Source organism: Wolbachia endosymbiont (group A) of Pipizella viduata (genome assembly GCF_964028555.1).
In the GTDB taxonomy this organism is placed as follows: domain Bacteria; phylum Pseudomonadota; class Alphaproteobacteria; order Rickettsiales; family Anaplasmataceae; genus Wolbachia.
The window spans coordinates 380837-403339 of the sequence record NZ_OZ034787.1; the positions used below are offsets into that span (position 1 = coordinate 380837).

General features: G+C 34.8%; 24 protein-coding genes and 2 tRNA genes. 8 read left to right on the plus strand and 18 right to left on the minus strand.

Annotation, left to right across the window (positions count from 1 at the left end):
* Positions 1-2: 2 nt before the first annotated feature.
* The 4 genes from fusA to ABWU50_RS01770 all read right to left on the minus strand — a co-directional run bounded on the left by fusA (position 3) and on the right by ABWU50_RS01770 (position 3806).
* Positions 3-2075, minus strand: coding sequence for an elongation factor G (gene fusA, locus ABWU50_RS01755; protein WP_353276087.1), 2073 nt, complete (start codon positions 2073-2075; stop codon positions 3-5).
* Positions 2076-2096: 21 nt separating this feature from the next.
* Complete coding sequence (gene rpsG, locus ABWU50_RS01760) at positions 2097-2576, minus strand: 30S ribosomal protein S7 (RefSeq protein WP_253307294.1); 480 nt, start codon at positions 2574-2576, stop codon at positions 2097-2099.
* A 5-nt stretch (positions 2577-2581) separates the two neighbouring features.
* Positions 2582-2956, minus strand: a complete 375-nt coding sequence (gene rpsL / locus ABWU50_RS01765) for a 30S ribosomal protein S12 (protein WP_006279787.1) — start codon at positions 2954-2956, stop codon at positions 2582-2584.
* 773 nt (positions 2957-3729) lie between these two features.
* Positions 3730-3806 (minus strand) — tRNA-Arg (locus tag ABWU50_RS01770).
* 148 nt (positions 3807-3954) lie between these two features.
* Here ABWU50_RS01770 and ABWU50_RS01775 point away from each other — a divergent pair.
* From ABWU50_RS01775 to ABWU50_RS01785, 3 genes are all read left to right on the plus strand, one after another.
* Positions 3955-4683 (plus strand): ABC transporter ATP-binding protein, encoded by a 729-nt coding sequence (locus ABWU50_RS01775; protein WP_353276088.1) that lies wholly within the window; start codon positions 3955-3957, stop codon positions 4681-4683.
* A gap of 173 nt (positions 4684-4856) precedes the next feature.
* A complete protein-coding gene (locus tag ABWU50_RS01780) occupies positions 4857-5024 on the plus strand; it encodes a twin-arginine translocase TatA/TatE family subunit (RefSeq protein ID WP_006013840.1) in 168 nt (55 codons plus the stop codon).
* A 289-nt stretch (positions 5025-5313) separates the two neighbouring features.
* Positions 5314-6408: a hypothetical protein gene (locus ABWU50_RS01785; protein WP_353276089.1), complete on the plus strand. Its 1095-nt coding sequence runs from the start codon at positions 5314-5316 to the stop codon at positions 6406-6408.
* 7 nt (positions 6409-6415) lie between these two features.
* Here ABWU50_RS01785 and ABWU50_RS01790 read toward each other — a convergent pair whose 3' ends face one another.
* Entirely contained in the window at positions 6416-6556 is a 141-nt protein-coding gene (locus ABWU50_RS01790) for a hypothetical protein (RefSeq protein ID WP_353276090.1), read from the minus strand.
* Between the two features lie 78 nt (positions 6557-6634).
* Between ABWU50_RS01790 and ABWU50_RS01795 the strand changes: the two genes are divergently transcribed.
* The 4 genes from ABWU50_RS01795 (at position 6635) to ABWU50_RS01810 (ending at position 9830) form a co-directional block, all read left to right on the plus strand.
* Positions 6635-7291 (plus strand): exopolysaccharide biosynthesis protein, encoded by a 657-nt coding sequence (locus tag ABWU50_RS01795; RefSeq protein WP_353276092.1) that lies wholly within the window; start codon positions 6635-6637, stop codon positions 7289-7291.
* Positions 7292-7381: 90 nt separating this feature from the next.
* Positions 7382-8038 (plus strand): exopolysaccharide biosynthesis protein, encoded by a 657-nt coding sequence (locus ABWU50_RS01800; protein WP_353276093.1) that lies wholly within the window; start codon positions 7382-7384, stop codon positions 8036-8038.
* Positions 8031-9404 (plus strand): cysteine--tRNA ligase, encoded by a 1374-nt coding sequence (cysS, locus tag ABWU50_RS01805; RefSeq protein ID WP_353276094.1) that lies wholly within the window; start codon positions 8031-8033, stop codon positions 9402-9404. Before ABWU50_RS01800 ends, cysS begins: the two co-directional genes overlap by 8 nt.
* Before the next feature lie 6 nt (positions 9405-9410).
* On the plus strand, positions 9411-9830 hold the full coding sequence (locus ABWU50_RS01810; protein ID WP_096560637.1) for a hypothetical protein: 420 nt from the start codon (positions 9411-9413) through the stop codon (positions 9828-9830).
* A gap of 84 nt (positions 9831-9914) precedes the next feature.
* Here the strand turns inward: ABWU50_RS01810 and ABWU50_RS01815 are convergent, their stop codons facing one another.
* Together ABWU50_RS01815 and gatB are read right to left on the minus strand one after the other, a co-directional pair.
* Complete coding sequence (locus ABWU50_RS01815) at positions 9915-12068, minus strand: ankyrin repeat domain-containing protein (protein WP_353276095.1); 2154 nt, start codon at positions 12066-12068, stop codon at positions 9915-9917.
* Between the two features lie 132 nt (positions 12069-12200).
* On the minus strand, positions 12201-13625 hold the full coding sequence (gene gatB, locus ABWU50_RS01820) for an Asp-tRNA(Asn)/Glu-tRNA(Gln) amidotransferase subunit GatB (RefSeq protein ID WP_353276096.1): 1425 nt from the start codon (positions 13623-13625) through the stop codon (positions 12201-12203).
* A gap of 374 nt (positions 13626-13999) precedes the next feature.
* Between gatB and ruvX the strand changes: the two genes are divergently transcribed.
* Positions 14000-14467: a Holliday junction resolvase RuvX gene (ruvX, locus tag ABWU50_RS01825; protein WP_353276097.1), complete on the plus strand. Its 468-nt coding sequence runs from the start codon at positions 14000-14002 to the stop codon at positions 14465-14467.
* 44 nt (positions 14468-14511) lie between these two features.
* Here ruvX and ruvC read toward each other — a convergent pair whose 3' ends face one another.
* The 11 genes from ruvC to pheS all read right to left on the minus strand — a co-directional run bounded on the left by ruvC (position 14512) and on the right by pheS (position 22486).
* Positions 14512-15000 carry a crossover junction endodeoxyribonuclease RuvC gene (gene ruvC / locus ABWU50_RS01830; protein WP_353276098.1) on the minus strand — a complete coding sequence of 163 codons (489 nt, stop codon included), beginning with the start codon at positions 14998-15000 and terminating at the stop codon, positions 14512-14514.
* Positions 15001-15828: a cytochrome c oxidase subunit 3 gene (locus ABWU50_RS01835; RefSeq protein ID WP_353276099.1), complete on the minus strand. Its 828-nt coding sequence runs from the start codon at positions 15826-15828 to the stop codon at positions 15001-15003. It abuts the gene before it with no gap.
* A 47-nt stretch (positions 15829-15875) separates the two neighbouring features.
* On the minus strand, positions 15876-16535 hold the full coding sequence (locus ABWU50_RS01840; RefSeq protein ID WP_353276100.1) for a TenA family protein: 660 nt from the start codon (positions 16533-16535) through the stop codon (positions 15876-15878).
* A gap of 43 nt (positions 16536-16578) precedes the next feature.
* Entirely contained in the window at positions 16579-17253 is a 675-nt protein-coding gene (locus ABWU50_RS01845) for a TenA family protein (protein WP_353276101.1), read from the minus strand.
* Positions 17254-17378: 125 nt separating this feature from the next.
* Complete coding sequence (gene metK, locus ABWU50_RS01850) at positions 17379-18551, minus strand: methionine adenosyltransferase (RefSeq protein ID WP_353276102.1); 1173 nt, start codon at positions 18549-18551, stop codon at positions 17379-17381.
* Positions 18552-18614: 63 nt separating this feature from the next.
* A tRNA-Ile gene (locus tag ABWU50_RS01855) sits at positions 18615-18691 on the minus strand.
* A 9-nt stretch (positions 18692-18700) separates the two neighbouring features.
* Positions 18701-18970, minus strand: a complete 270-nt coding sequence (rpmA, locus tag ABWU50_RS01860; RefSeq protein WP_096617064.1) for a 50S ribosomal protein L27 — start codon at positions 18968-18970, stop codon at positions 18701-18703.
* 10 nt (positions 18971-18980) lie between these two features.
* Positions 18981-19283, minus strand: a complete 303-nt coding sequence (rplU, locus tag ABWU50_RS01865; protein WP_096617066.1) for a 50S ribosomal protein L21 — start codon at positions 19281-19283, stop codon at positions 18981-18983.
* A 330-nt stretch (positions 19284-19613) separates the two neighbouring features.
* Positions 19614-20078 carry a hypothetical protein gene (locus tag ABWU50_RS01870; protein ID WP_353276103.1) on the minus strand — a complete coding sequence of 155 codons (465 nt, stop codon included), beginning with the start codon at positions 20076-20078 and terminating at the stop codon, positions 19614-19616.
* 71 nt (positions 20079-20149) lie between these two features.
* Positions 20150-21442, minus strand: coding sequence for a bifunctional UDP-N-acetylglucosamine diphosphorylase/glucosamine-1-phosphate N-acetyltransferase GlmU (glmU, locus tag ABWU50_RS01875; protein ID WP_253307320.1), 1293 nt, complete (start codon positions 21440-21442; stop codon positions 20150-20152).
* On the minus strand, positions 21443-22486 hold the full coding sequence (pheS, locus tag ABWU50_RS01880) for a phenylalanine--tRNA ligase subunit alpha (protein WP_353276104.1): 1044 nt from the start codon (positions 22484-22486) through the stop codon (positions 21443-21445).
* Positions 22487-22503 lie beyond the last annotated feature (17 nt).

Genomic DNA, 22503 nt, shown 5'->3' on the forward strand with positions numbered 1-22503 from the left:
CCTTAATTATACTTTAACTTTAACTCATCAACCACATATTGTGGTGCTTGTTCATAATAAGAAAAATGCATACTATACTGAGCTCTTCCCTGAGATATAGAACGCAAAACATTTATATAACCAAACATATTCGCAAGAGGTACGAAAGCAAGAATTATAGTGCTACTATTATGCGTTTCCATACTTGAAACTTGCCCCCTTCTGCTATTTACATCGCCCATGATATCGCCCATATACTCTTCAGGCGTAATGATTTCAACTTTCATTATAGGTTCTAACATTTTTGGACCAGCTTTGTTTGCCATCTCTTTAAAAGCACCTTTAGCAGCAAGTTCAAAAGCTAAAGGACTAGAATCAACTTCATGGAAAGCACCATCAATAAGGGTAGCCTTAAAATCAATAACCGGAAAACCAGAGATCATGCCTCCTTCTTTTATCAACTCTAAACCATTTTGTACACCAGGAATATATTCTTTTGGAATTGCACCACCTACAATTTTACTTTCAAATTGAAACCCAGAACCAGGCTCAAGAGGTTCAAATATAATCTTTACTTTTGCAAATTGGCCAGCACCGCCGGACTGTTTTTTATGAGTATAATCAATTTCAACAGATTTAGTGATAGTTTCACGATATGCAACTTGAGGCGCACCGACGTTAGCTTCAACGTTAAACTCGCGCTTCATTCTATCAACAATAATCTCAAGATGCAGCTCACCCATGCCTTTCAATATAGTCTGTCCACTCTCCGCATTTACTGACATTCTTAAAGAAGGATCTTCTGCAACCAATCTATTTAAAGCAACACCTAATTTTTCCTGATCTGAAGTAGTTTTAGGTTCCACAGCAATTTCAATAACAGGTTCAGGAAATTCCATACGCTCTAATAATATAGGAAAATCAGGTGAACATAAAGTGTCACCAGTAATTGTTCTCTTTAATCCAACTAAGGCAACTATATCGCCAACTTTAGCTTCGTTTATATCTTCTCTGTTATTTGCATGCATAAGCAGCATTCTGCCAATTCCTTCAGTCTCATTTTTTCCCGCATTTAACACAGCGGATTTGGATTTTAACTTACCGGAATAAATACGAATAAACGTCAAGCTGCCTACAAACTTATCCGTCATCACTTTAAACGCAAGAGCAACGAATTTCTCTTTTTCTGAAGGTTTGATCTCAATTTTCTTTTCTGAATCTTTAGGATCAGTTCCAACAATTACATCAACATCAATAGGAGAAGGTAAAAAGTCAACCACACCATCTAAAAGTGGTTGTACGCCTTTATTTTTAAAAGCTGATCCACATAATACAGGAACAAATTTTCCTTTGATGGTTCCATTTCTCACGCATTTTTTCAGTAAATCTACTGGCAGATCATTAGACTCAAAGTAAGTATTCATCGCTTCATCATCCATCTCAGCTGCAGCATCTAATAAAAGATTTCGATATTCTTGAGCCTTGTCAAGCAAATCAGAAGGAATATCTTCATAAGAAAATTTAGCACCCAACGTTTCTTCTTGCCATATAATGGCTTTCATAGAAATAAGGTCAATTATACCTTTGAAATCTTTCTCACTTCCTATTGGCAACTGAATGACTAAAGGTGCTGCACCAAGCTTCGTCTTTATCATATCAACACATCGATAAAAATTTGCCCCTATTCTATCCATCTTATTAACAAAGCAGATACGAGGAACGCTATATTTATCAGCTTGACGCCAAACTGTTTCAGATTGAGGTTCAACTCCAGCAACTCCATCAAATACAGCAACTGCACCATCCAAAACCCTTAAAGATCTCTCAACTTCAATAGTGAAATCAACGTGACCTGGAGTGTCTATTATATTGACCCTATGATCATTCCAAAAACATGTTGTTGCAGCAGATGTGATTGTAATACCACGCTCTTTTTCCTGCTCCATCCAATCCATAGAAGCTGCCCCATCGTGCACTTCACCAATTCTATTTTGCTTACCAGTATAAAATAAAATACGCTCTGTTGTGGTAGTCTTACCAGCATCTATGTGAGCCATTATTCCTATATTTCTGTATTTAGATATCCCAATTTCCATATCACAATTAATTAGCTAACATTAAAAACGAAGATGAGAAAATGCCTTATTAGCCTCAGCCATTTTATATTTTTCTTCGCACATCTTAAACGCACCACCGCGTTTATTATAAGCATCCAGTATTTCAGATTGCAAACAATCAACAGTGGTTTTTCCACTCTTTTTTCGAGCAGCAGAAGTTGCTTTAGCAATCCACCTTAACGCTAAAGAAATCGCTCTATCTTGTCGAACTTCAACAGGCACTTGATAAGTTGCACCACCAATGCGTCGAGAACGCACTTCTATAGAAGGAGTAACATTTCCTACCGCTGTTTCAAAAATTGATAACCCACCTTCGCCTATTTTCTTTTCAGCTAAAGACAAAGCGTCATAGATAATCTTTTCTGCAGTAGATTTTTTACCACATTTCATGATTGTATTAATGAAACGCATCAGCAAAACACTGCCATAACGCGAATCAGGACTTATTTCTCTTTTTTTTGCTTTATTCCGACGAGCCATAAATTTTAACCAGATTTCTTTACACCATATTTTGAACGAGCTTTCTTTCGATTTTGCACGCCACGCAGATCAAGGGCACCTCTTATTATGTGATAACGCACACCTGGCAAATCTTTAACCCGCCCACCACGTATCAAAACAACAGAATGCTCTTGTAAATTATGACCTTCACCAGGTATATAAGCTGTCACTTCACCATACCCACTAATTTTTACTCTGGCTACTTTACGGAGTGCTGAGTTAGGCTTCCTAGGAGTTGTAGTATACACCTTAGTGCAAACACCCCTCCTTTGAGGGTTGCTTTCTCCCAAAGCTGGTACCTTTTTCTTATGGGTCAATCCTAATCTACCCTTACGTATTAATTGATTTATCGTAGGCATATGTTATAAACTCAAGCTCATTAAAATAACTAAGTTTTTAGTTATAAAATAATAAACCTCAATAGTCAATATAAAAATAAACATTACTACTCTAATAATTAAGCTCAACTGCTTTGAAAGCCATCAGTAGACTTCTTGCACTACCTCCCAAGCCACAATTGTCATTCAGTAGAAACGAAAAACTTCCTTGACAAACTCCGCCAGCCCCCTTATTATGACAATAAGGGTATTTATGACTCAAAACTTGTTTTTGACCTGCAGGCTCAATGACAAAATTCGGTAAAAAACTTAGGGTATTTTTTGGCGGATTACATAAAATTATAGCGGCTGCATGTCTTTTTTATTTTTTCTACATTCAGCCAAATCGCGCTTATTTTAAGCGTTAGCACATTATTACAGCGCCACTTACAGTAATATAGAGTCAAAACTCGCTACTCGGGGCTTCTTTTGCCTTTTTTTTATTTGGTAAATTTCTTAAATATTTATAACTAAACGACAACCGTCATCCCTGTAAAGGTCAAGTATCCCGCTACGTGTTAGCGGCTAAGAGATACCGCGAATGAATCGCGGTATGACGGTTCGTGGCGGTATGACGGTTCGCGGTGGCATGACGATAACCTCGTCATCCCGCTGCTTGTTAGCGGGATCTATGCTAAGAGATACCGCGGCGGTATGACGTAGGGGTTGCCAAGAACTTGTCATTCCAGTGCTTGACACTGGAATAGGTGTGTGTATTTGTGAAAAAAAATCTCCATGAAATTTGTGAAGCAATGTGGTGGGACTAGTGCGATTCGAACACACGACCTTCGGATTAGGAGTCCAACGCTCTATCCTGCTGAGCTATAGTCCCGTGTTTCCTACCATTTATGTAAAGTTATAGCAAAAAATCCTTCTCTTTTCTAGATTTCTTGCATAACCAATTTATGACGACAAGAAACATTTCTGTACTTCTTGAGTATAATGCTATTATATTTAATAACATGGTTTAAGTAAGATTAATGCTAGTTAACAACATTGGTTATTTCTATAACAATCAAGACGACTTTGCTTTAAGCAATATAAACATTAAAGTAAAAAAAGGAAGTGTTGCATGTTTATTGGGGCATTCTGGCTGTGGCAAGTCAACAATTTTGAAATTAATTGCAGGGATAGAAAATCCAAAATCTGGAACTATTTTTATAAATGATAGGTTAGTTGCAAGCAATAAGGCATCAGTCGCTATAGAGCATAGAAATATCGGATTGATTTTTCAGCATTCTGCATTATTTCCTCACAAAACAGTAGTAGAAAATATAACCTTTGCTATCCGCAGCTCTTCCAAGAGAGAAAAGCACCTAATTGCATTGGAAATCTTGAAGTTACTCAATATAGAAAAATATGAAAATATGTACCCTAACGCCTTATCTGGAGGACAGCAACAATTAGTTGCAATAGCAAGAGTGATGGCACAAAACCCTGATGTTGTGTTGTTAGATGAACCATTTTCTAATTTGGATATACTGCTCAAGTGCCGAATAAGACAACATATATTGTCCCTTTTTAGAAGTAAAAATATCCCTGTGCTAATGGTAACTCATGACCCGCAAGAAGCATTGAAAGTTGCAGATTTTATCTACGTAATGAAAAATGGTAAAATTATTCAATCAGGAGTTTCTAGCGATATATACCATAGGTCTAAAGATGATACGCTAGCAAAGTTTTTTAGTGAGCTCTCCTCTACTCTATAGTTAAGCGAAAAGTTTCCACTTATTCGCTGCAAGAAAACAATCTAATTTGGAATTGTTATAAAATAATTAAAAAACCTTGATTTATAATTAAATAAAGGTGATATAATCTATGTGTTACTTGACTTCAGTCAAGTTTTAATATTTAAAGGTCAATATTTTAAATGGAGGTGAAAATGAGTTTAGGACCATGGCAATTGTTTCTAGTCTTAATAATAATTTTAGTTCTGTTTGGTGCAGGCAGATTACCGCAAGTTATGGGTGATTTAGGAAAAGGCATCAAAAACCTTAAACAGGAGCTTAAGGACTCAGAAAAATTATCGTCTAATGAACCAGATCGTTAGCGTCCTCATACTTCGTGACACGCACTAAGGTGCGTGTTACTCACTTAAAGCATCAATTATTTTTCAATCTTTCCGCTTAAGCTGTTGCGTCTGCTTCACCTTCCTCTGAATTCATAATTTTTCTAATATTGTTAAAATGCTTTATAGAAATTTTCGCGGTCACTTTATATAGCATACGAACAAGTCTTGTAGTGAAAATTTAAAAATATAATCATTATTATTAATAAATTTTTATACATACTATACTGATAATGCAAGAGTAAATTTATTTAAATAGTGAGGTACGAAAATGAGTAAAAATAACAATCAACAATACAAAAGCTATTCTGAAGATTATAATGGTAAAATAGGTATTAACACTAATGGACAAAAGTTTCAATTAATCAAAAATAACTCAAATCCTGTATACAATTATGAAGTTCGTGATATGGATGGGAATCATATATATAACATTAGAGAACAATGTATACCAAAATTCTTTAATAAGATATATAAGCCTTCAGAGTCAAAGATCTTTGACAAAGCACCAGAAACTATAGAGGAAGTATTACCAAAAGTATTTTCATTCCAAGATGAAGGTATAAAATATAATATAAGGTATGATGACATGTCATCACAAGAGAAATTCCAAATTCAAAAGGACATTCATGTTGCTTATGAAAATTTTAAAAAATTGTTTGATGTAAACAAACCTGAAACAACTTTAAATTTAGAAGTTAATGTTTTTAACAACAAGAATGATTACCAGAAATATAATGAATTAGCTGGCATTGACGCAGATAATGCTTATGGTGTAACTGATGGTAAAGCGATAGTAGTATACAAATTTGCCGGTATGGACTTTGTTTTAGGTCATGAGCTGGGCCATGTGTTCCAAAATGAGCTATTAACAAATATGAAGAATTCATTAGACCCTGAATTAGTTGGAAATTTAATCGGGAATCAAGTAGAAGAAGAAAATAAAAAAGATATAGATAGTGGACAGACAAAAGAATATAAAACTGAAGAATATGAAAATCCAGCTCATAACAAGGCATTAGAGCTTAGAGAAAGCAATGAAGATGATAAAAAAACAAATATAGTGGAGGAAGAGGAAACAGAAGGAGATACACTATATAATAACAAAGAACTCTATAGAGAAAAAAGAGAAGTGCAAAAAGAAACCGCTAAGCTAGATGATAACACAGAAGAAAGTCAATCTACACAAACGAGTGAACCTGGTGTATTTTCATCTATTGCATCTATTTTTAGAAGTTTTATATCATGGATATGGGGCACAGAAGAAGAAAGTGGATCTATCGAATTATCACAGAGTTCATTGTATTCTGATCCATTAAGTGATGAAAGTCATTATTCACAGTCAGATACTAATGATATACTATAACTTTTTTTTATAGGTAGTTTAACCCTTGCGTGTAACCCAAAAAACACGCAAGGGAAAACTGTATTGCATTGATGCTGTAACAAACAACTTCATTTGCACCAACTGCAAGTATAATGACAAAATTACGATTGTACTTTAACTCTAACAATTAACAATAATAAATGTATATTGAAATACAGCAATAATTACGTTAGTTTAAAAGGAATAGTTTGATTAAAGGATAATTGTGCAAAAAAGTGAGAAACTAACTAAAGATAAAAAACTAGCTTCTGATATTCTAAAAGAGGTTGCAGATACCAATAACAATGATAGCGATAAAGTAACTTTGTTTGACATTAAAACAGCTTTGCATGAGCGCGGTTTTGGTATTTTAATAATCATCTTCTCCTTGCCGCTATCGGTGCCTATACCGGTTCCACCTGGTTATACAACTATTCTTTCTATACCTTTAATCTTATTCTCACTGCAGCTTCTATTTGGATTTGATTCTCCTTGGATGCCCAGTTGGCTAGAAAGAAAATCTTTTCAGCGTTCAACACTAGCTCTTGTGGTAGAGAAAACTTCCCCTGTATTAGAAAAAATAGAAAAATTCATGAAGCCAAGACTATCTTTCATTTTCTATGGGCCTGGTGAGAAGATTCTGGCTTTTATGATGTTGCTTTGTGCAATAATAATAGCTCTTCCATTACCTTTTACTCACTTCCTTCCTGCAATTGGCACAACTCTTATTTCACTTGGTATTATGAGTAAAGACGGGTTTCTATCCATATTGGGAGTTTTAGTGTCATTGTGTGCGTTGTTGCTTACTCTTGTTGTAATAGTCAAAGGACCACAACTTATAACCGGAGCACTTTCTCTTCTTAAAAGCTTTACAATACTTTAACAAAAGAATGAAGTACTAGCGCGAAATGAATAATGCATATTGAAATAAAACAATAATTGTGTTAAGAATTACTTTTATCAAGGGTTTTTCGTGTCACAAAATGATAAGTTGACTAAAAGTGATAAACTAGCTTCTGATATTCTAAAAGAGGTTGCAGATACCAATAACAATGATAGCGATAAAGTAACTTTGTTCAATATTAAAACAGCTTTGCATGAGCGCGGTTTTGGTATTTTAATAATCATCTTCTCCTTGCCACTATCGGTGCCTATACCGGTTCCACCTGGTTATACAACTATTCTTTCTATACCTTTAATCTTATTCTCACTGCAGCTTCTATTTGGATTTGATTCTCCTTGGATGCCCAGTTGGCTAGAAAGAAGATCTTTTCAGCGTTCAACACTAGCTCTTGTGGTGGAAAAAACTTCTCCAGCATTAAGAAAAATAGAAAAATTCATGAAGCCAAGAATGTCTTTTATTTTCTATGGGCCTGGCGAAAAAATTTTAGCTTTTGTAATGTTGCTTTGTGCATTATCAATAGCTCTTCCATTACCTCTTACCAACTTTATTCCTGCAATTGGTACGACTCTCATTTCACTTGGTATTATGAGTAAAGATGGGTTTCTATCCATATTGGGAGTTTTAATATCATTGTGCGGACTATTGCTTACTCTTGTTGTAGTAGTCAAAGGGCCACAACTTATCATTGGGGCATTTTCTTTTCTCAAAAGCTTCGTATATGGTTAGGCTTTACAACACCTTAACAAAAAAAAAGGAACTTTTTACACCAATCGATAAAGATCATGTGAAAATGTATGTTTGCGGACCAACAGTATATGACACAGCACATATAGGCAATGCACGGTCTGTTGTTGTGTATGATGTGTTATTTCAGCTACTTAAGTTTTGTTATGGCAAAGTTACCTATGTGCGTAACATAACCGACATTGATGATAAGATAATCAATGCAGCAAGTGAGAAAAATAGCAACATAGAAAGTATAACCACATATTACATTAAAGCTTTTCATGATGATATGGAAAGCATAAATTGTAAAGAGCCAACACACGAACCAAAAGCAACGGAAAACGTAGATTATATTATAGAATTAATTGAACATTTACTGCAATCAGGCCACGCTTACGAATCTGACAAACACGTGTATTTTAATATAGAATCTTACCATGAATATGGTGCTTTATCAGGAAAAAAAACTGATGAATTGGTTCCAGGTAGCAGAGTTGAAGTTAATGAAAATAAAAAGCACCCTGGAGATTTTGTACTGTGGAAGCCTGCAAGTGATATTGACTACAAACTTTCAAGTTATTGGGATAGCCCATGGGGAGAGGGCAGGCCTGGATGGCATATAGAATGCTCAGCAATGTCATATGCTTATCTTGGCAAAGATTTTGATATTCATGGTGGCGGCATAGATTTACAATTTCCTCACCATGAAAATGAAATTGCACAGAGTAAGTCTGCATTTGCTGGATCAATGTTTGCAAAATACTGGATACATAACGGCTTTCTTACAGTAAATGAAGAAAAAATGAGCAAGTCCTTATTTAATATAGTCAAAGTAAGAGATTTGCTAGATAGTGGAATAAAGGGTGAAGTAATACGCTATGCACTGCTCAAAACTCACTACAGAAAACCACTTGATTGGACAGAAAACGTTATTTCTGATGCACAGGAAACCTTAAATAAATTTTATCGGTTATTACGTGGCTTAGATACAACGAATATTGATGAAAGTAACGCAGAGATTTCTAAAGATTTTATAGACGCTTTAAAAAACAACTTAAACATTCCTGAAGCTCTAGCTATACTGCATGAAATGGCTGCAAAAATCAACAAAATGAGTAATGAAAGTGAAAAGCTTAAATTAACTGAGAGTTTTGTTAAGAGTGCCAGATTTATTGGTCTTCTTGAGTCAAGTTATCAAGAGTGGTTTGCTGTGGATGTAAATCATCAAGAAATAGAAAGGTTGATAGACTTAAGAAAAATTGCAAAAAAAAATAAAAATTACGATACTGCAGACAAAATAAGGGATCAGTTGAAACAAATGGGGGTTACAATTTCTGACAATGAAGATGGTACAACAACTTGGTAAACTTATATGGAAGATTACTTTCTGCTGTTTAAAGATAGCCTATTATCATCGTTAATCTTGCCTATACACCAAGGCTTTATGTTTGAAGCTATGCTGTACTTTAGATCACATCACAATCTACTACTTATGTTATTTTTTGGAGTACTAGGATCAAGCCTTGGTGGAATAGTTAATTGGTACTTAGGTAGAATAACAATCTCTATACGAAAATCATACCACAAATTAGAAAACGAATATACAATGCCAAAAGTTACAAAAAATTTGCTAATTTTTGCAACTTTATTACTTTCATGGGTGCCAGCGCTTGGGAGTGTGATTCAAATTTTATCAGGTTATTTCAAGTTAAACCTTTATATCCTTGCCCCTTTAATCATTCTATCTAATTTCTTCTATTTGTTATATCTAATACTTACTTTTGGAGTATAACAGCTATAGTACTACAGCTATTAAAGCCCACTTCTGTCATCCTATGGCCTGACAGAGGCTGAGCTATAAATTAAATGCAAAATTTCAATAGTCACGGGATACACCATGAGCTAAAAGCAATTCTACAAGTTCTTGGTGATTATTATTAGCTGCATAATACAATGCTGTTCTTCCTTCATTATTTTTAGTGTTAACGTCTGCGTTATGCTTTAGTAGTATCTTAACTACATCAATCTTTCCCTTCATAGCAGCGAGGTGTAGTGGTGTGTTGCCGTCTTTATCCTTAGCGTTAACATCAGCACCTTTTTGAATGAAGTATTCTGTTGTTCCCAACATTTCATTCAAATCATCCCCCCATAATAGACGGTTATTCTTGGCAATCAAGTGCAATGGTGTCCAGCCACGTTTGTCTTTAGCATCAACATCACTACCATCTTCAACAAGACATCTTACTACCTTCAAGTTCGCGTATAAAACTGCCCAGTGTAACGACGTTAGATCATCATTATCTTTAGTATTAACGTCAGCACCTTGCTCTATAAAATATCTTACCATATCAATCTTTCCTCTGATAGCAGCCCAATGCAATGGAGTACTGCCATATCCGTCTTTGATATCAATATCAATTCCTTTACCAATTAGGTACCTCACCGCATCCAGTTTCGCAAACCTAATAGCCTCATGTAACATAGTTTTGCCATTGCTGTACCTAGCACTAACATCAATACCTTTTTCTTTTATAAGGTATTCTGCTATATAAAAATTTTCATTCTCAACAGCCCAGTATAACGCAGTCCAGCCATAACTATCTTCAATATCAACACTAGCGCCTTTATTTACAAGATATTTTACCATGTCTAACTCTCCACTCTTAGCAGCCCAGTATAATGGCGTTTGGTAAAAACAGTCCCTAGAATCAATACTAGCACCTTTATTGATCAGGTATTTTACTATGTCCAATTTCCCATTTCCAGCAGCTAAATGCAATGGAGCAATATCACACCCATCTTTATATCCTCTAGCATTATCAAAAATAAACAGGTTCCTTCTTCCTGCAAAAAAAGTATATATCTCTTCAACAATATTTTTTATCGCCTTTGTCCTTCCACGCTCATCTGTAACAGAAATCCCTAGTCTTTTATCTTTAGCTAGATCCAAGAAAGACTCTTTTACACTTTTATAGTCCCTAGCATTTATAAATATAACATTGCCACCGTAACATTCTTTATGGTCGTGAGCATATTTTTTTACAAGTTCAGTTTTACCTACCCCACTTGGACCTCTAATAACAACTATCTGCCTCGCACTTTTTTGAAGTCCACAATGTACAGCATTTAATTCATTACCTCTCCCAATGAAATTATCTATTGGGTCTATCACATTATAACAAATAGGTGTTTTTAAGACTTCCTCTCTTATTCTTTCAAGAATAGCTTTTGCTTGTTTGTATGATAGAAACTCCTCTCCTTCTTTTTCCAGCAAAGTCAACACTTCTTCCTGGTAACGGCTGAAAAAGTGCTTTGCATCGGTATTGCTGAATTCTTTGCCCAACTCACTCCTAATAATTTCACTAAGTTCAGTTCCGCTTGGAAAATTGACTGCAAACACTAATTTATTTAAAAAGTCTTCTATTTCTTTATCGCTGACTTCTCTACCTACCTCACGCTTTATGAAATCCTTATTTTCCTGCAAGTATGAGATAATACTATTATCAAATTTATACCTTACACCATTACCTACATCCAGAAACTCGTCTTGTGTATCTACCCTTATAACTGAAATTTCCTTTCCTTTATTCTTTCCACTCAACATCATTCTCAGCTTTCTTACTGGATAAAGTATCGAATCTGTGGAATCAAAATCAGCGTTTGTAACAATGACAAAATCTTCTATTTCACTCTCAAACTCCCCATTGTCTTTGATCTTTAAATAAGCAACTAGATATTTTTTTAAGCTAAATGCATCATCCTTTCCCAGCGCTAATAATTCACCTATGCTGATCTTTTTGTTCTTATCCTTTCTGTGCTTGATTTGTATAAATCTATGTACTATTTTTCTGTCTTGTTCATAACGAAGAACGGTATCATCGAAACCCCTAGCCGATTTTTTTTCCGTGAATAGGCGGAAAGAATACTCTCTATCTACCGCACATTTAGGAAACAGCATCAGCCATCTCACTTGATACATAATACCATGAAAGGTGCATTTAACCGCCGAGCAGGACGATCCCTTAGGCATCCTCAACCTCACATAATTTTATAAATAGTACCCATAAATGGTAAAAAAGTTATATGTCATGATATACAGATATCGTAACAAAGACCTTGGAATATCTACGAGATGTGCTGTTATGTAAATAAAAAAATGTGACTAATTACTTAATCTTTCACTCAAAATTGAATTCACGACATCGGGGCTGGCTTTTCCCTTGGTAAGTTTCATGACTTCGCCGACAAAGAATCCGTATAATCTTGTTTTACCGCTTTTGTATTCTTGAACTTTATCTTGGTTGTTATTGATGATTTTGTCGATAACTTCTGCTATTTGACCTTTATCAGTTATTTGCTTTAGGTCTTGCTCTTCTATAATTAGAGATGCAGGTTTGCCAGTTTCAAACATAATATCAAAAACTTGTTTACCAAGTTTAGCAGAGATCGTTCCATCAACGATAAAATCTAAGAGTTCTGACAAAGCATTTGCTTTGATTGGGGAGCTCACAATATCAATATTTGCTTTATTTAAACGACCGAAAAGCTCTACAGTTAACCAGGTGACCGCGAGCTTTGAATCATGTTTTTTTATCAATTCCTCAAAGTAATCAGCAATCGCCTTATCGGAAGTAATGACATTTGCATCGTATTCGTTGATACCTAATTTTTCAATGTATCGCTGCTTTTTCTGCTCTGGCAACTCAGGCAAAGATGATTGAATTAAATCAATTTTCTCCTGGCTTACCTCAACAGGTAATAAATCAGGCTCAGGGAAGTATCTATAGTCGCTTGCATCTTCTTTGTTTCGCATCACTTTTGTTTTTCCCGAAGCAACGTCAAACAATAAGGTATCTTGACTTATTTCTTCCCCACCTTCTAAAATTTCAATTTGTCTTTGTATTTCATAGTCTATAGCTTGCACAATATAACGTATCGAGTTCAGATTTTTTATCTCACAACGAGTGCCAAATGTGCTACTGCCTTTTAGGCGGACAGAAACATTTGCATCACAACGAAGTGATCCCTTTTCCATATCACCATCACATGAACCAATGTAAAGCAAAATCTGCCTCAATTTTTTCATGCATTCTGCAGCTTCCGCAGATGAACGGAGATCTGGTTCTGAAACAATTTCCATTAAAGCAACCCCTGCACGATTTAAATCCACATAAGTTTTGCTTTCCTTATGAACGCTCTTTCCTGCGTCTTGCTCTAAATGAATTCTCGCAATTCTTATTTCCTTTTCATTGTCGTTGATAAATACTCTACCATTTTTAACTATTGGCTCAAAAAACTGGGTTATCTGGTAACCTTGCGGTAAATCAGGATAAAAATAATTTTTCCGATCAAAGTAAGAACACTTATTAATTTCTGCAGAAAGTACAAGACCGGTGCGTATTGCTTGCTCTATGCAGTAATAATTTAGTATTGGCAGCGTACCTGGCATTGCCGCATCAACTAGAGAAACTTGAGTGTTATGCTCAGCACCAAACTCCGTTGATGAGCTAGAAAATAGCTTCGTATTAGAAGAAACTTGAGCGTGCACCTCAAGCCCAATTACCGCTTCCCAATCCTCTTTCGTCATGTATTTTATTTAAATGATAATCTTAATATTCTGCAAAATTAACACAAAAAGTCAAAACAAAACCCACATTTTTATTTTTTGTCTTAACTTTTTAACCTATAGTAATTAGAATATGACCTTACCCAGAAAGAGTGAAGAGAAAGAAAAGGCGTTTTTTTATAATAAAAATGTTTTTTCAAAGGGAGTAGTAATGACAAAAAGAAGAGAATATACAGTTGAGTTTTAATTAGAAGCTGTGTATTAAACAGCGTAGACATTCTGCTATTAATTATTGCATTCCTGAGCAATTTGATTCATTATTCTTTTTGTAAAAAATTTTCTTGACTTTCTCTCTACTTTTTCTGGGTAAGGTCACTTTAAAGGAAGTCTAATAGATGCTACATAGAAATCCAGATGAGTTTCTAAAGTCTATTCCAAAAGATAAGCGCATAATGTGCCTTGACATGGGAGAAAAGCAAATAGGCATAGCATTTAGCGATAAAACACAGCTTATAGCCACAGCTCATAGTGTATATTATAGGAAAAATATGAGCAAAGATTTAGGTTATCTGCATAGAATATTCAAAGAAAATGAAGCTGGATCAATGGTAATAGGACTACCATTAAAAATGGACGAGCAAGAAACTAAATGGTGTAAAACCATAATCCAATTCGCAAATAAAATAATAAAAAAATATAAAGTACATATATACTTACAAGACGAAAGCTTCTCAACATCTATCGCAGCTTATACACTAAAAATCACTGGAATATCAATCACAAAATCGAAAAAAATAGATGATAAAATCTCCGCATGTATTATTTTGCAACGAACGTTAGACAAGATAAATACAATCAAATAGTTTTTTCAGATCTGGAAATCTTCAAACTGAATCTCATATAAAAGTTACTCAACAAAACAAGAACCTTTCGTATAAGCATGACAAATTGCTACAGCAAGAGCATCAGCAGCATGGTGACATTTTATACTCAAATTTTTAACTATTTGCTTCACCATAAATATAATCTGATCCTTATCAGCATGGCCATTTCCGGTAATGCTTTTTTTTACATAGTTTGCATCATATTCATTCATAGTTAGCTTTGTTATTTTTAACGCTAAAATTACAACCCCTCTTGCATATCCTAAAGTTAGTGAAGATTTAGGATTTTTATTAACAAAAATTTTTTCTACTGCAGCTTCATTCGGAGAATATTGAAATATTACTTTCTTTAATTGTTCAAAAATTATATGTAAGCGTTCACCTGTACCCAATTTACCATCAGTTGATATGGTATCGCCGCCCAAAAATTCAATATTATTTTTCTCATTCAGGCTGATAATGGCCCAACCAGTCTTGCTTATCCCTGGATCTAGACCTATTATTTTAACCACTTAATAAACGCTTAACCAATAGACAAACAAAAATAAAAACATCCAGACTACATCTACAAAGTGCCAATACCAGGAGGCAAACTCAAAGCACAAATGGTCCTGAGGTGTAAACTGGCCTTTCCGTGCTCTAAATAAACACACTGATAAAAATATTATTCCTATTATAACGTGTGCGCAGTGAAAACCGGTAATCATATAAAAATTGGATGTATAAATAAGCTTTTCTCCTGTTTCTTGTAGAGAAAAACTCGCTTCATGATACTCTATTGCTTGCACTATTATAAAAAAAAACCCAAGCAATATAGTTATGGACAGCATTTTAATCATGCTCTTTTTATCATTTTCAAGTAAAGAGTGATTTGCCCAAGTAATTGTTGTACCAGAAAGCAATAATATTAATGTATTCATGAATGGTAATGACCATGGATCAGGCGGCAAAATCCCCTCAGGGGGCCATTCAACTTTTTTTGCAGGAGAAAACGCCTCAAATAAAAAAACTGGATCAAGCCAGGCTTTAAAGAATGAACAAAAGAACACTATAAAAAACATGACCTCCGAGAGAATAAATAAGTACATTGCAAATTTGAGTCCATGTTTTACAATGGCAGTGTGACATTTGTCATAAATGGCCTCCCTTATTACATCTCTCCACCAATAGAACAGCACCCCTGATACTGCAGAGATTCCCAGAACTAAACAAAACATTCCGAAAATTTGTTTATGAAGCGCGCCAACTAATCCAAGTGCAAGAATAAGAATTGCTGCTGATATAGCAATTGGCCAAGGACTTGGGTCCACTAAATGAAAATCATGTTCTTTACTTTTCATAGCATTTTAAAAAATACTTACTAAGGATACAAATTAGCTTAAAATTGTCAATGTTCCTTAGGAAATTGATTGAATCTTGAAAAATTATATGCACCGTTCAAAAAATCTAACACAAATTGTGCAGTTATTCTAAACAACTCAAGCATTTTGCTCTTTTCATTTTCTCTTGCTCTGCTGCAATATCCATCAATAATATTTTCCAAAATAATGCATCCAGACTTTACTGAATCACTGTAACAAAAATAAAACCAATCCCTATATCTATTATTTTTTTTGAATCTATTTTTCATGCTATCAACGACAGTCTTGTATATAAACATGCAAGAATACAAAACCGTCATAGCCTCATAGGTATTACTATACGAGATGGATAAAAGAAAATTAGTGAAATTAAAACACTCAAGAGATTTCTTTCCACGACTTATACTGTACATAGTAAAGTAGTAGTCATATAGCACTCTATTAACAGTCACTGCTCTTTGGGCTACTTCAGTAAGCGAGATAATACTACTATAATCTTCCATTCTGGATGCAGTAATTAAGGTGGTACGAATATAATCACCTAAGAGCAACGTCTTTTGTTGAGCATAGAATTTGAAGTTCTCTATATTTAGGCTGTTATTCGCCAACTTAACATTAAAAGGATGCTCAATTATATCCTTTAAAAGATTTGACCCGTAACAGCTCCTAATTATGCCACTGAACACTGTAGTTACCGATAAAGATCAAGTCAACGTAAATAATCCGCTGCTAATATTCTTTGCTAGATATATTAGAGTAATACATCTCATCCCAGAATATTACCTCAAGTTCTAATCCGTTACGAAAAAACTCGAGCATCTTTTTCTTCTCCTTATTACTAGATTCTCTATACAGCTTATTCACAATCTCAGTTATAGCATCAGCTGTGTTATCCACTATATTAGTATTATAGAGATTAATCCATTTTTTATACTTATTGCTTGAAGGAATGCTATCTTTTACCGTATGTTGAAAGGTGGTCTGACACATACCAAAACATGGATAAGAAGCTGCTAAGCCTTCAGCTACTGAATTATGGTATGCAGCACGCATGAAGAAATCAATAAAGTCAGAACTAGATTTCGATCTTTTGTGATTATCGGATGAGTTACATTCTGTAAACTGCTCCTCACATAGACTTCGCATACTGAATATTTTACGAGCTATAAAGGTTAATTTATCCATTGTTTCAATATCATTAGCTCTAGCTGCAATAATTAAAAAAGCACGAGTGCAATCCACTAAGCATAAAAAAGTCTGTTGAACGTAGAACTTGAACTTCTTATAACTTAATTTGCCATTCATCAATTCAACATAAAAAGGATGTTCTTCTATTCTATCAATAAGATCAGATGATTCTTTTATAGCTATGCTACAGAATTCTTCTTCTATTCCGTTATACATTTTATGAGCCTCACAATAAAAACTGAATATAATAATTATCACTAATATAGTATAATTATTATGAAAAAGCAATTATACTTCAACAATAAGCTAGTATATAAATATGAGGCTGTAAATCAAAAATTTTAGCAATCTAAAGAAATTTTACTATTACCTTCTATATTGAATTCTCTACAAAGATCAGCAGACAAGTTCATGCTTTCCCAAGAAAATCCACCGTCATTTTCTGACTCTTTACCAAAATGTCCATAACAGGCTGTACGTTTATATATAGGGCGATTAAGCGATAAATGCTTGATTATGCCTTTTGTTGATAAATCTATACTATTCTCGATAAACTCTTTAATTACTCTTTCCTCCACCGCATTCGTACCAAATGTATCAATATAGAATGAAGTAGGTTTTGATACACCAATTGCATAAGAAAGCTGCACAAGACAACGTTCAGCTAAACCTGCAAAGACAATATTTTTAGCAAGGTATCTTGCCATATAAGCTGCAGATCTATCAACTTTGGTTGCATCTTTTCCGGAAAATGCCCCTCCACCGTGTGGAATATAACCTCCATAGGTATCAACCATAATTTTTCGTCCGGTTAATCCACAATCACTAACCGGTCCACCAATAACAAATCTACCAGTTGGATTGACTAAGAGATTTTCCTCAGGACATACCCACCCTTTAGGTAAAGATGAAACTATGTAAGGATAAATTATTTCTTTTACTTTTGATTGATCCAAATCCTCAGGGTGCTGTATTGAGACAATGATACTTTCAGCACGTACCGGGAGGTTATTCTCATATGCCAAAGTGATTTGTGATTTTGCATCCGGACCAAGCTTTGCTTCTTTAACTGCGCTCATGATATTTTTCAGAATCGAGTGTGCATAAAAAATGGGTGCTGGCATAAGGTTTTCTGTCTCTGTTGTTGCATAGCCATACATTATGCCCTGATCGCCAGCACCTTGATCCAACCCTATTGCAATGTCATTTGATTGCTCATGCAGCAGTATATTTACCTTCACTTTTCTCCAGTGGAAACCATCATGCTCATAACCAATATCTTTTATTGTATTCCGTACAATACTTTCAATCCTGCTATTTTTGATGTTAGGTCCGAATACTTCCCCAGCTATAATAACGTTATCTTTGGTGACTAAAGTCTCTATTGCAGCTCGCGCAAAAGGATCAGTGAAAAGGTATTCATCAAGTATTGCATCTGAAATTTGATCTGCTACTTTATCTGGATGACCAGCCGCCACTGACTCACTGGTTACTAAATTTTTATATAAACTCATGCTTTAGGTTTCTGCTTATACAATACCAAAACCGCTATAAAAACACATTTAGTAATTACTAAATGGTGGGCCTGGGAAGAGTTGAACCTCCGACCTCACGCTTATCAGGCGTGCGCTCTAACCACCTGAGCTACAGACCCCTGATTTATTCAAGCTGAAGCTTTCATATTATCTGTAGGCAAGATATCAATAAAAGTCTTTTTATTTGCTGACCTTCTAAAGCTGACCCAGCCTTCTACTTTGGCAAAAATCGTATGATCCTTACCTATACCAACATTCTTCCCAGGATGGAATTTTGTGCCTCTTTGGCGCACAATTATGTTACCAGGAATAACCTTCCCATTCTTCTTTATTCCTAACCTACGACCTGCTGAATCTCTACCATTACAGGAACTACCACCTGATTTTTTAGTTGCCATATCTTACCTCTTACTTTTGAAGATTAATTTCATTGATACGAAGAACAGTTATATACTGCCTATGACCAGTCTTTCTACGGTAATTTTTTCTTCTTTTCTTCTTAAAGATTATAATTTTTTCTCCTCTACACTGCTCCAATACTTCAGCTTTAACAGTAGCATTAGATGAATAAGATAAGCCATTATTTGAAATACAAATCACCTTATTGATTTCTACCTCTTTTTTTTCTTCAACTTCTAACTTCTCTACTTTTATTATACTGCCTTCTTTTACTAAATATTGTTTTCCACCAGTCTCAATTACTGCAAACATGATAAATATAAATTATTGTTATTAACTTTAATCGTAAACGATGTCATATATGCTGTCAATATAAATAAAAAACATGACTTAATGCTCCTTCTGAGCTACTTAAATACTTCTATCTTTTTTCACCTTGTTATCTGCTTTTTCTCAGACAATAATTAATTCTCAAAAAATCTTGTTTTGAACAGAAGCAAAACTTGATCATTTTTAATCTCCCTCACTTTGCTTTTGCGGTAGGTCTCTAATTAAAACTCCATAATATGGCTTATTAATTATCTAGCAAAAATTCAGCTTCAATTTGAAAAAAGTACAACCTGTTGCTATTCAGCTGGGGTTTTATAAGTTATAATTTATTCCAAGCTCAAATCCATGATTATAATCTTCAAATGCTTTCAATAGACTATAACCAGCAAAAGCACTTGTCCTTGAAGAAAGCGGAAGGTCCAGACCAGAGCTTATTTTATATGAGAAACCAAATTCTAACTTACTCAAATCGATAGCAGCGCCTATACCAACATTGACATACGGAGTGATATCCGTGTTTGTAAACTCGTAATGATAACGTAAATTTGCTAAAATTCCTCCTTGCAGTCTGTATTTAAAAATATTTGCAACTGAAATCATAGGCTCAACTGAAATTTTTACGCTGTTTGTGTAGTGATAACCGATACTATGACTAAAATTGCTAGAACTGTATGACGAAGAAGTATAGATCCTATCTCTAACCCAATCAACTCCAAAACATGGTACTGACAAAGAAACAGCAGGCAATATAGCTACTAAGGTAAGTAATTTTTTCATTTTTACCCTCCAAATATTGATATACGCATGTATACAAATATAAGCATTAAAAATAATATAATTACAGCGAATTACTTTATTCTCTTAATCACCTGCTTTTCTCTTGCTATTGCAAGGCTTTTTTCTGGTACATCTTCCACTATAACACTACCTGCCGCAATTACAGAGTCATCATGAACATTAAGCGGTGCAATGAGCGAGCTATTGGCACCAATAAAGCAATTGCTTCCTATGTTCGTTTTATGTTTCTTTTTCCCATCATAATTACAAACAATAGTACCTGCTCCTATATTACTCCTCTGCCCTACTTTAGCATTTCCTATATAACTTAAGTGTTTTATTCTAGTGTTTTGACCAACTTCACTTGTTTTCACTTCCACAAAATTTCCTATTTTTGCCTTATTACCAATTGTTGTGTTTCCGCGTATTCTGGTAAATGGACCGACCTCAGCATTACTTTTAATTAAGCAGTTTTTTAAATGCGAAAATGGCAGTATTTTCGCACCAGACTCTATTTTCACTCCAGTACCGAAAAAAACATATGGGTAAATAACTGAATCTCTGGCAATTTGCGTATCAAGAGAAAAGAAAACAGTCTCTGGAGCAACAAGCGTTACTCCAGAGTTGGTAAAAAATTTTCTTTTGTTTTCTTGAAAGTAAAATTCAGCTTTTATAAGGTCATTTCTGTTATTTATTCCCGTTGCCTCTTCTCCACCGGTAATAACGTAACCGACATTTAAATTACTCTTCACTGCAATGGAAACTATATCGGTCAAATAATATTCATGAGTTGAGCTATTGCACTCTATTTTCTCCACCAATTCACGTAAATTCTTTGCACATGCAACCATTATTCCAGCATTTGCAAGAAACTCTTCATGATTATTTTTATCACTCTTTGCTTCTACGATTTCTCTTAAGGAACCATTCTCAATAATTAACCTACCGTATTCTTTATTGCTTGTCCTAAAACCTAGGCAAACTAGAGCCTTGCCTTCTAAGCAACTAACCATTTTAGTTATTGTGCTGCTTTTTATGAGTGGGGTATCTCCATACTGCACAATAATTATGCTCGAATCTGGCAATTCTTTCAGGTTTCTCATCGCAGTTTTGACTGCATCTCCCGTGCCAAGTGTTAATTCTTGTGTAATTAACTGTATATCCTTAAAGCACTTTAGTCTTTCAATTAAAGGCAGATCAACTACAACAGCAATATTTTCAGGATTTAACTGTTTTGCATTGTAAATGACATGCTGGAGCATGGAAAAACTGCCTATTTTGTGTAGGACCTTAGGCAAATCTGAATTCATCCGCCTGCCATGCCCTGCAGCAAGTATAACGAACGTATGAGTTTTACTTATCACTTATCTTAAAGATGAAAAATGAAAACCGTAATGATCAAGCCAGCTGATTTTGTTGTCATAAAAGCTCCTTAAGTCGCTAATTTGATATTTTAGCATTGCAAGCCTTTCTATACCAATGCCAAACGCAAAACCGCTGTATTTAGTGTGATCTATTCCAACATTTTGAAATACATTTGGATGCGTCATACCGCATCCCAGTACTTCTATCCATTTACTACCTTTATAACTTATGTCCACTTCTGCAGAAGGCTCGGTAAAAGGGAAAAAACTATTACGAAAACGTATCTTCAGCCCTTTATCTCCAAAAAACTTATTAAGGAAGTGATGAATAGTAAATTTTAACTGGCCCATATTGACATTCTCATTGACATATAACCCCTCTATTTGATGGAACATAGGGGTGTGAGTTGCATCAAAGTCGTTTCTGTATACTCTACCAGGAGATACGATTTTAATCGGAAAAGTTTTCGCTTTTTCCATAGTTCTGATCTCCACAGATGAGGTATGAGTGCGCAGCACCATTCTTTTGTCGTTTATTTTATTCTTTAAGTAGAAGGTATCTTTCTCCTCCCGCGCAGGGTGGTGACTTGGAGTATTCAGTGCATCAAATACATGAAATTCATCTTCAATGTCAGGGCCATCAACTGCTTTAAAACCCATATGTGCAAAAATAAGCTTTACTTCATTTAGAACCTTACTGAGTGGATGGACCTTGCCCATTTTTTCTGGTCTAACGGGCAACGTGATATCAACCGCCTCGTTCTGCAATTTAAAGTTAACTTCTTCGGCTTTTAGTGCATTTTCCTTATTCATTATAAGCTGATCTAGCTTATTACGTAAAACGTTGATAACTTCGCCTAAATTGCGCTTTTTTCCTGCGTCTTCTATCTCTTTTAAGTTGTCAAAATAAGCTTTAATTACACCCTTTTTTCCCAAATATGATAGCCTGACTTTTTCTAAATCTTGTAAAGAAGAAGCATTCTCAATTTCAGAGACCGCTTTATCTTCAAGTGAAGGTATTTCATTCAGTAACTCTTTGTTCATCTTAGAAACGCTGGCTT

What these genes read in the sequence shown, in the direction of transcription:
- fusA (WP_353276087.1), bottom strand. Translation starts at nt 2,075, where the DNA reads ATGGAAATTGGGATATCTAAATACAGAAATATAGGAATAATGGCTCAC.
- rpsG (WP_253307294.1), bottom strand. Translation starts at nt 2,576, where the DNA reads ATGGCTCGTCGGAATAAAGCAAAAAAAAGAGAAATAAGTCCTGATTCG.
- rpsL (WP_006279787.1), bottom strand. Translation starts at nt 2,956, where the DNA reads ATGCCTACGATAAATCAATTAATACGTAAGGGTAGATTAGGATTGACC.
- ABWU50_RS01775 (WP_353276088.1), top strand. Translation starts at nt 3,955, where the DNA reads ATGCTAGTTAACAACATTGGTTATTTCTATAACAATCAAGACGACTTT.
- ABWU50_RS01780 (WP_006013840.1), top strand. Translation starts at nt 4,857, where the DNA reads ATGAGTTTAGGACCATGGCAATTGTTTCTAGTCTTAATAATAATTTTA.
- ABWU50_RS01785 (WP_353276089.1), top strand. Translation starts at nt 5,314, where the DNA reads ATGAGTAAAAATAACAATCAACAATACAAAAGCTATTCTGAAGATTAT.
- cysS (WP_353276094.1), top strand. Translation starts at nt 8,031, where the DNA reads ATGGTTAGGCTTTACAACACCTTAACAAAAAAAAAGGAACTTTTTACA.
- ABWU50_RS01810 (WP_096560637.1), top strand. Translation starts at nt 9,411, where the DNA reads ATGGAAGATTACTTTCTGCTGTTTAAAGATAGCCTATTATCATCGTTA.
- ABWU50_RS01815 (WP_353276095.1), bottom strand. Translation starts at nt 12,068, where the DNA reads ATGCCTAAGGGATCGTCCTGCTCGGCGGTTAAATGCACCTTTCATGGT.
- gatB (WP_353276096.1), bottom strand. Translation starts at nt 13,625, where the DNA reads ATGACGAAAGAGGATTGGGAAGCGGTAATTGGGCTTGAGGTGCACGCT.
- ruvX (WP_353276097.1), top strand. Translation starts at nt 14,000, where the DNA reads ATGCTACATAGAAATCCAGATGAGTTTCTAAAGTCTATTCCAAAAGAT.
- ABWU50_RS01835 (WP_353276099.1), bottom strand. Translation starts at nt 15,828, where the DNA reads ATGAAAAGTAAAGAACATGATTTTCATTTAGTGGACCCAAGTCCTTGG.
- ABWU50_RS01845 (WP_353276101.1), bottom strand. Translation starts at nt 17,253, where the DNA reads ATGTATAACGGAATAGAAGAAGAATTCTGTAGCATAGCTATAAAAGAA.
- metK (WP_353276102.1), bottom strand. Translation starts at nt 18,551, where the DNA reads ATGAGTTTATATAAAAATTTAGTAACCAGTGAGTCAGTGGCGGCTGGT.
- rpmA (WP_096617064.1), bottom strand. Translation starts at nt 18,970, where the DNA reads ATGGCAACTAAAAAATCAGGTGGTAGTTCCTGTAATGGTAGAGATTCA.
- rplU (WP_096617066.1), bottom strand. Translation starts at nt 19,283, where the DNA reads ATGTTTGCAGTAATTGAGACTGGTGGAAAACAATATTTAGTAAAAGAA.
- ABWU50_RS01870 (WP_353276103.1), bottom strand. Translation starts at nt 20,078, where the DNA reads ATGAAAAAATTACTTACCTTAGTAGCTATATTGCCTGCTGTTTCTTTG.
- pheS (WP_353276104.1), bottom strand. Translation starts at nt 22,486, where the DNA reads ATGAACAAAGAGTTACTGAATGAAATACCTTCACTTGAAGATAAAGCG.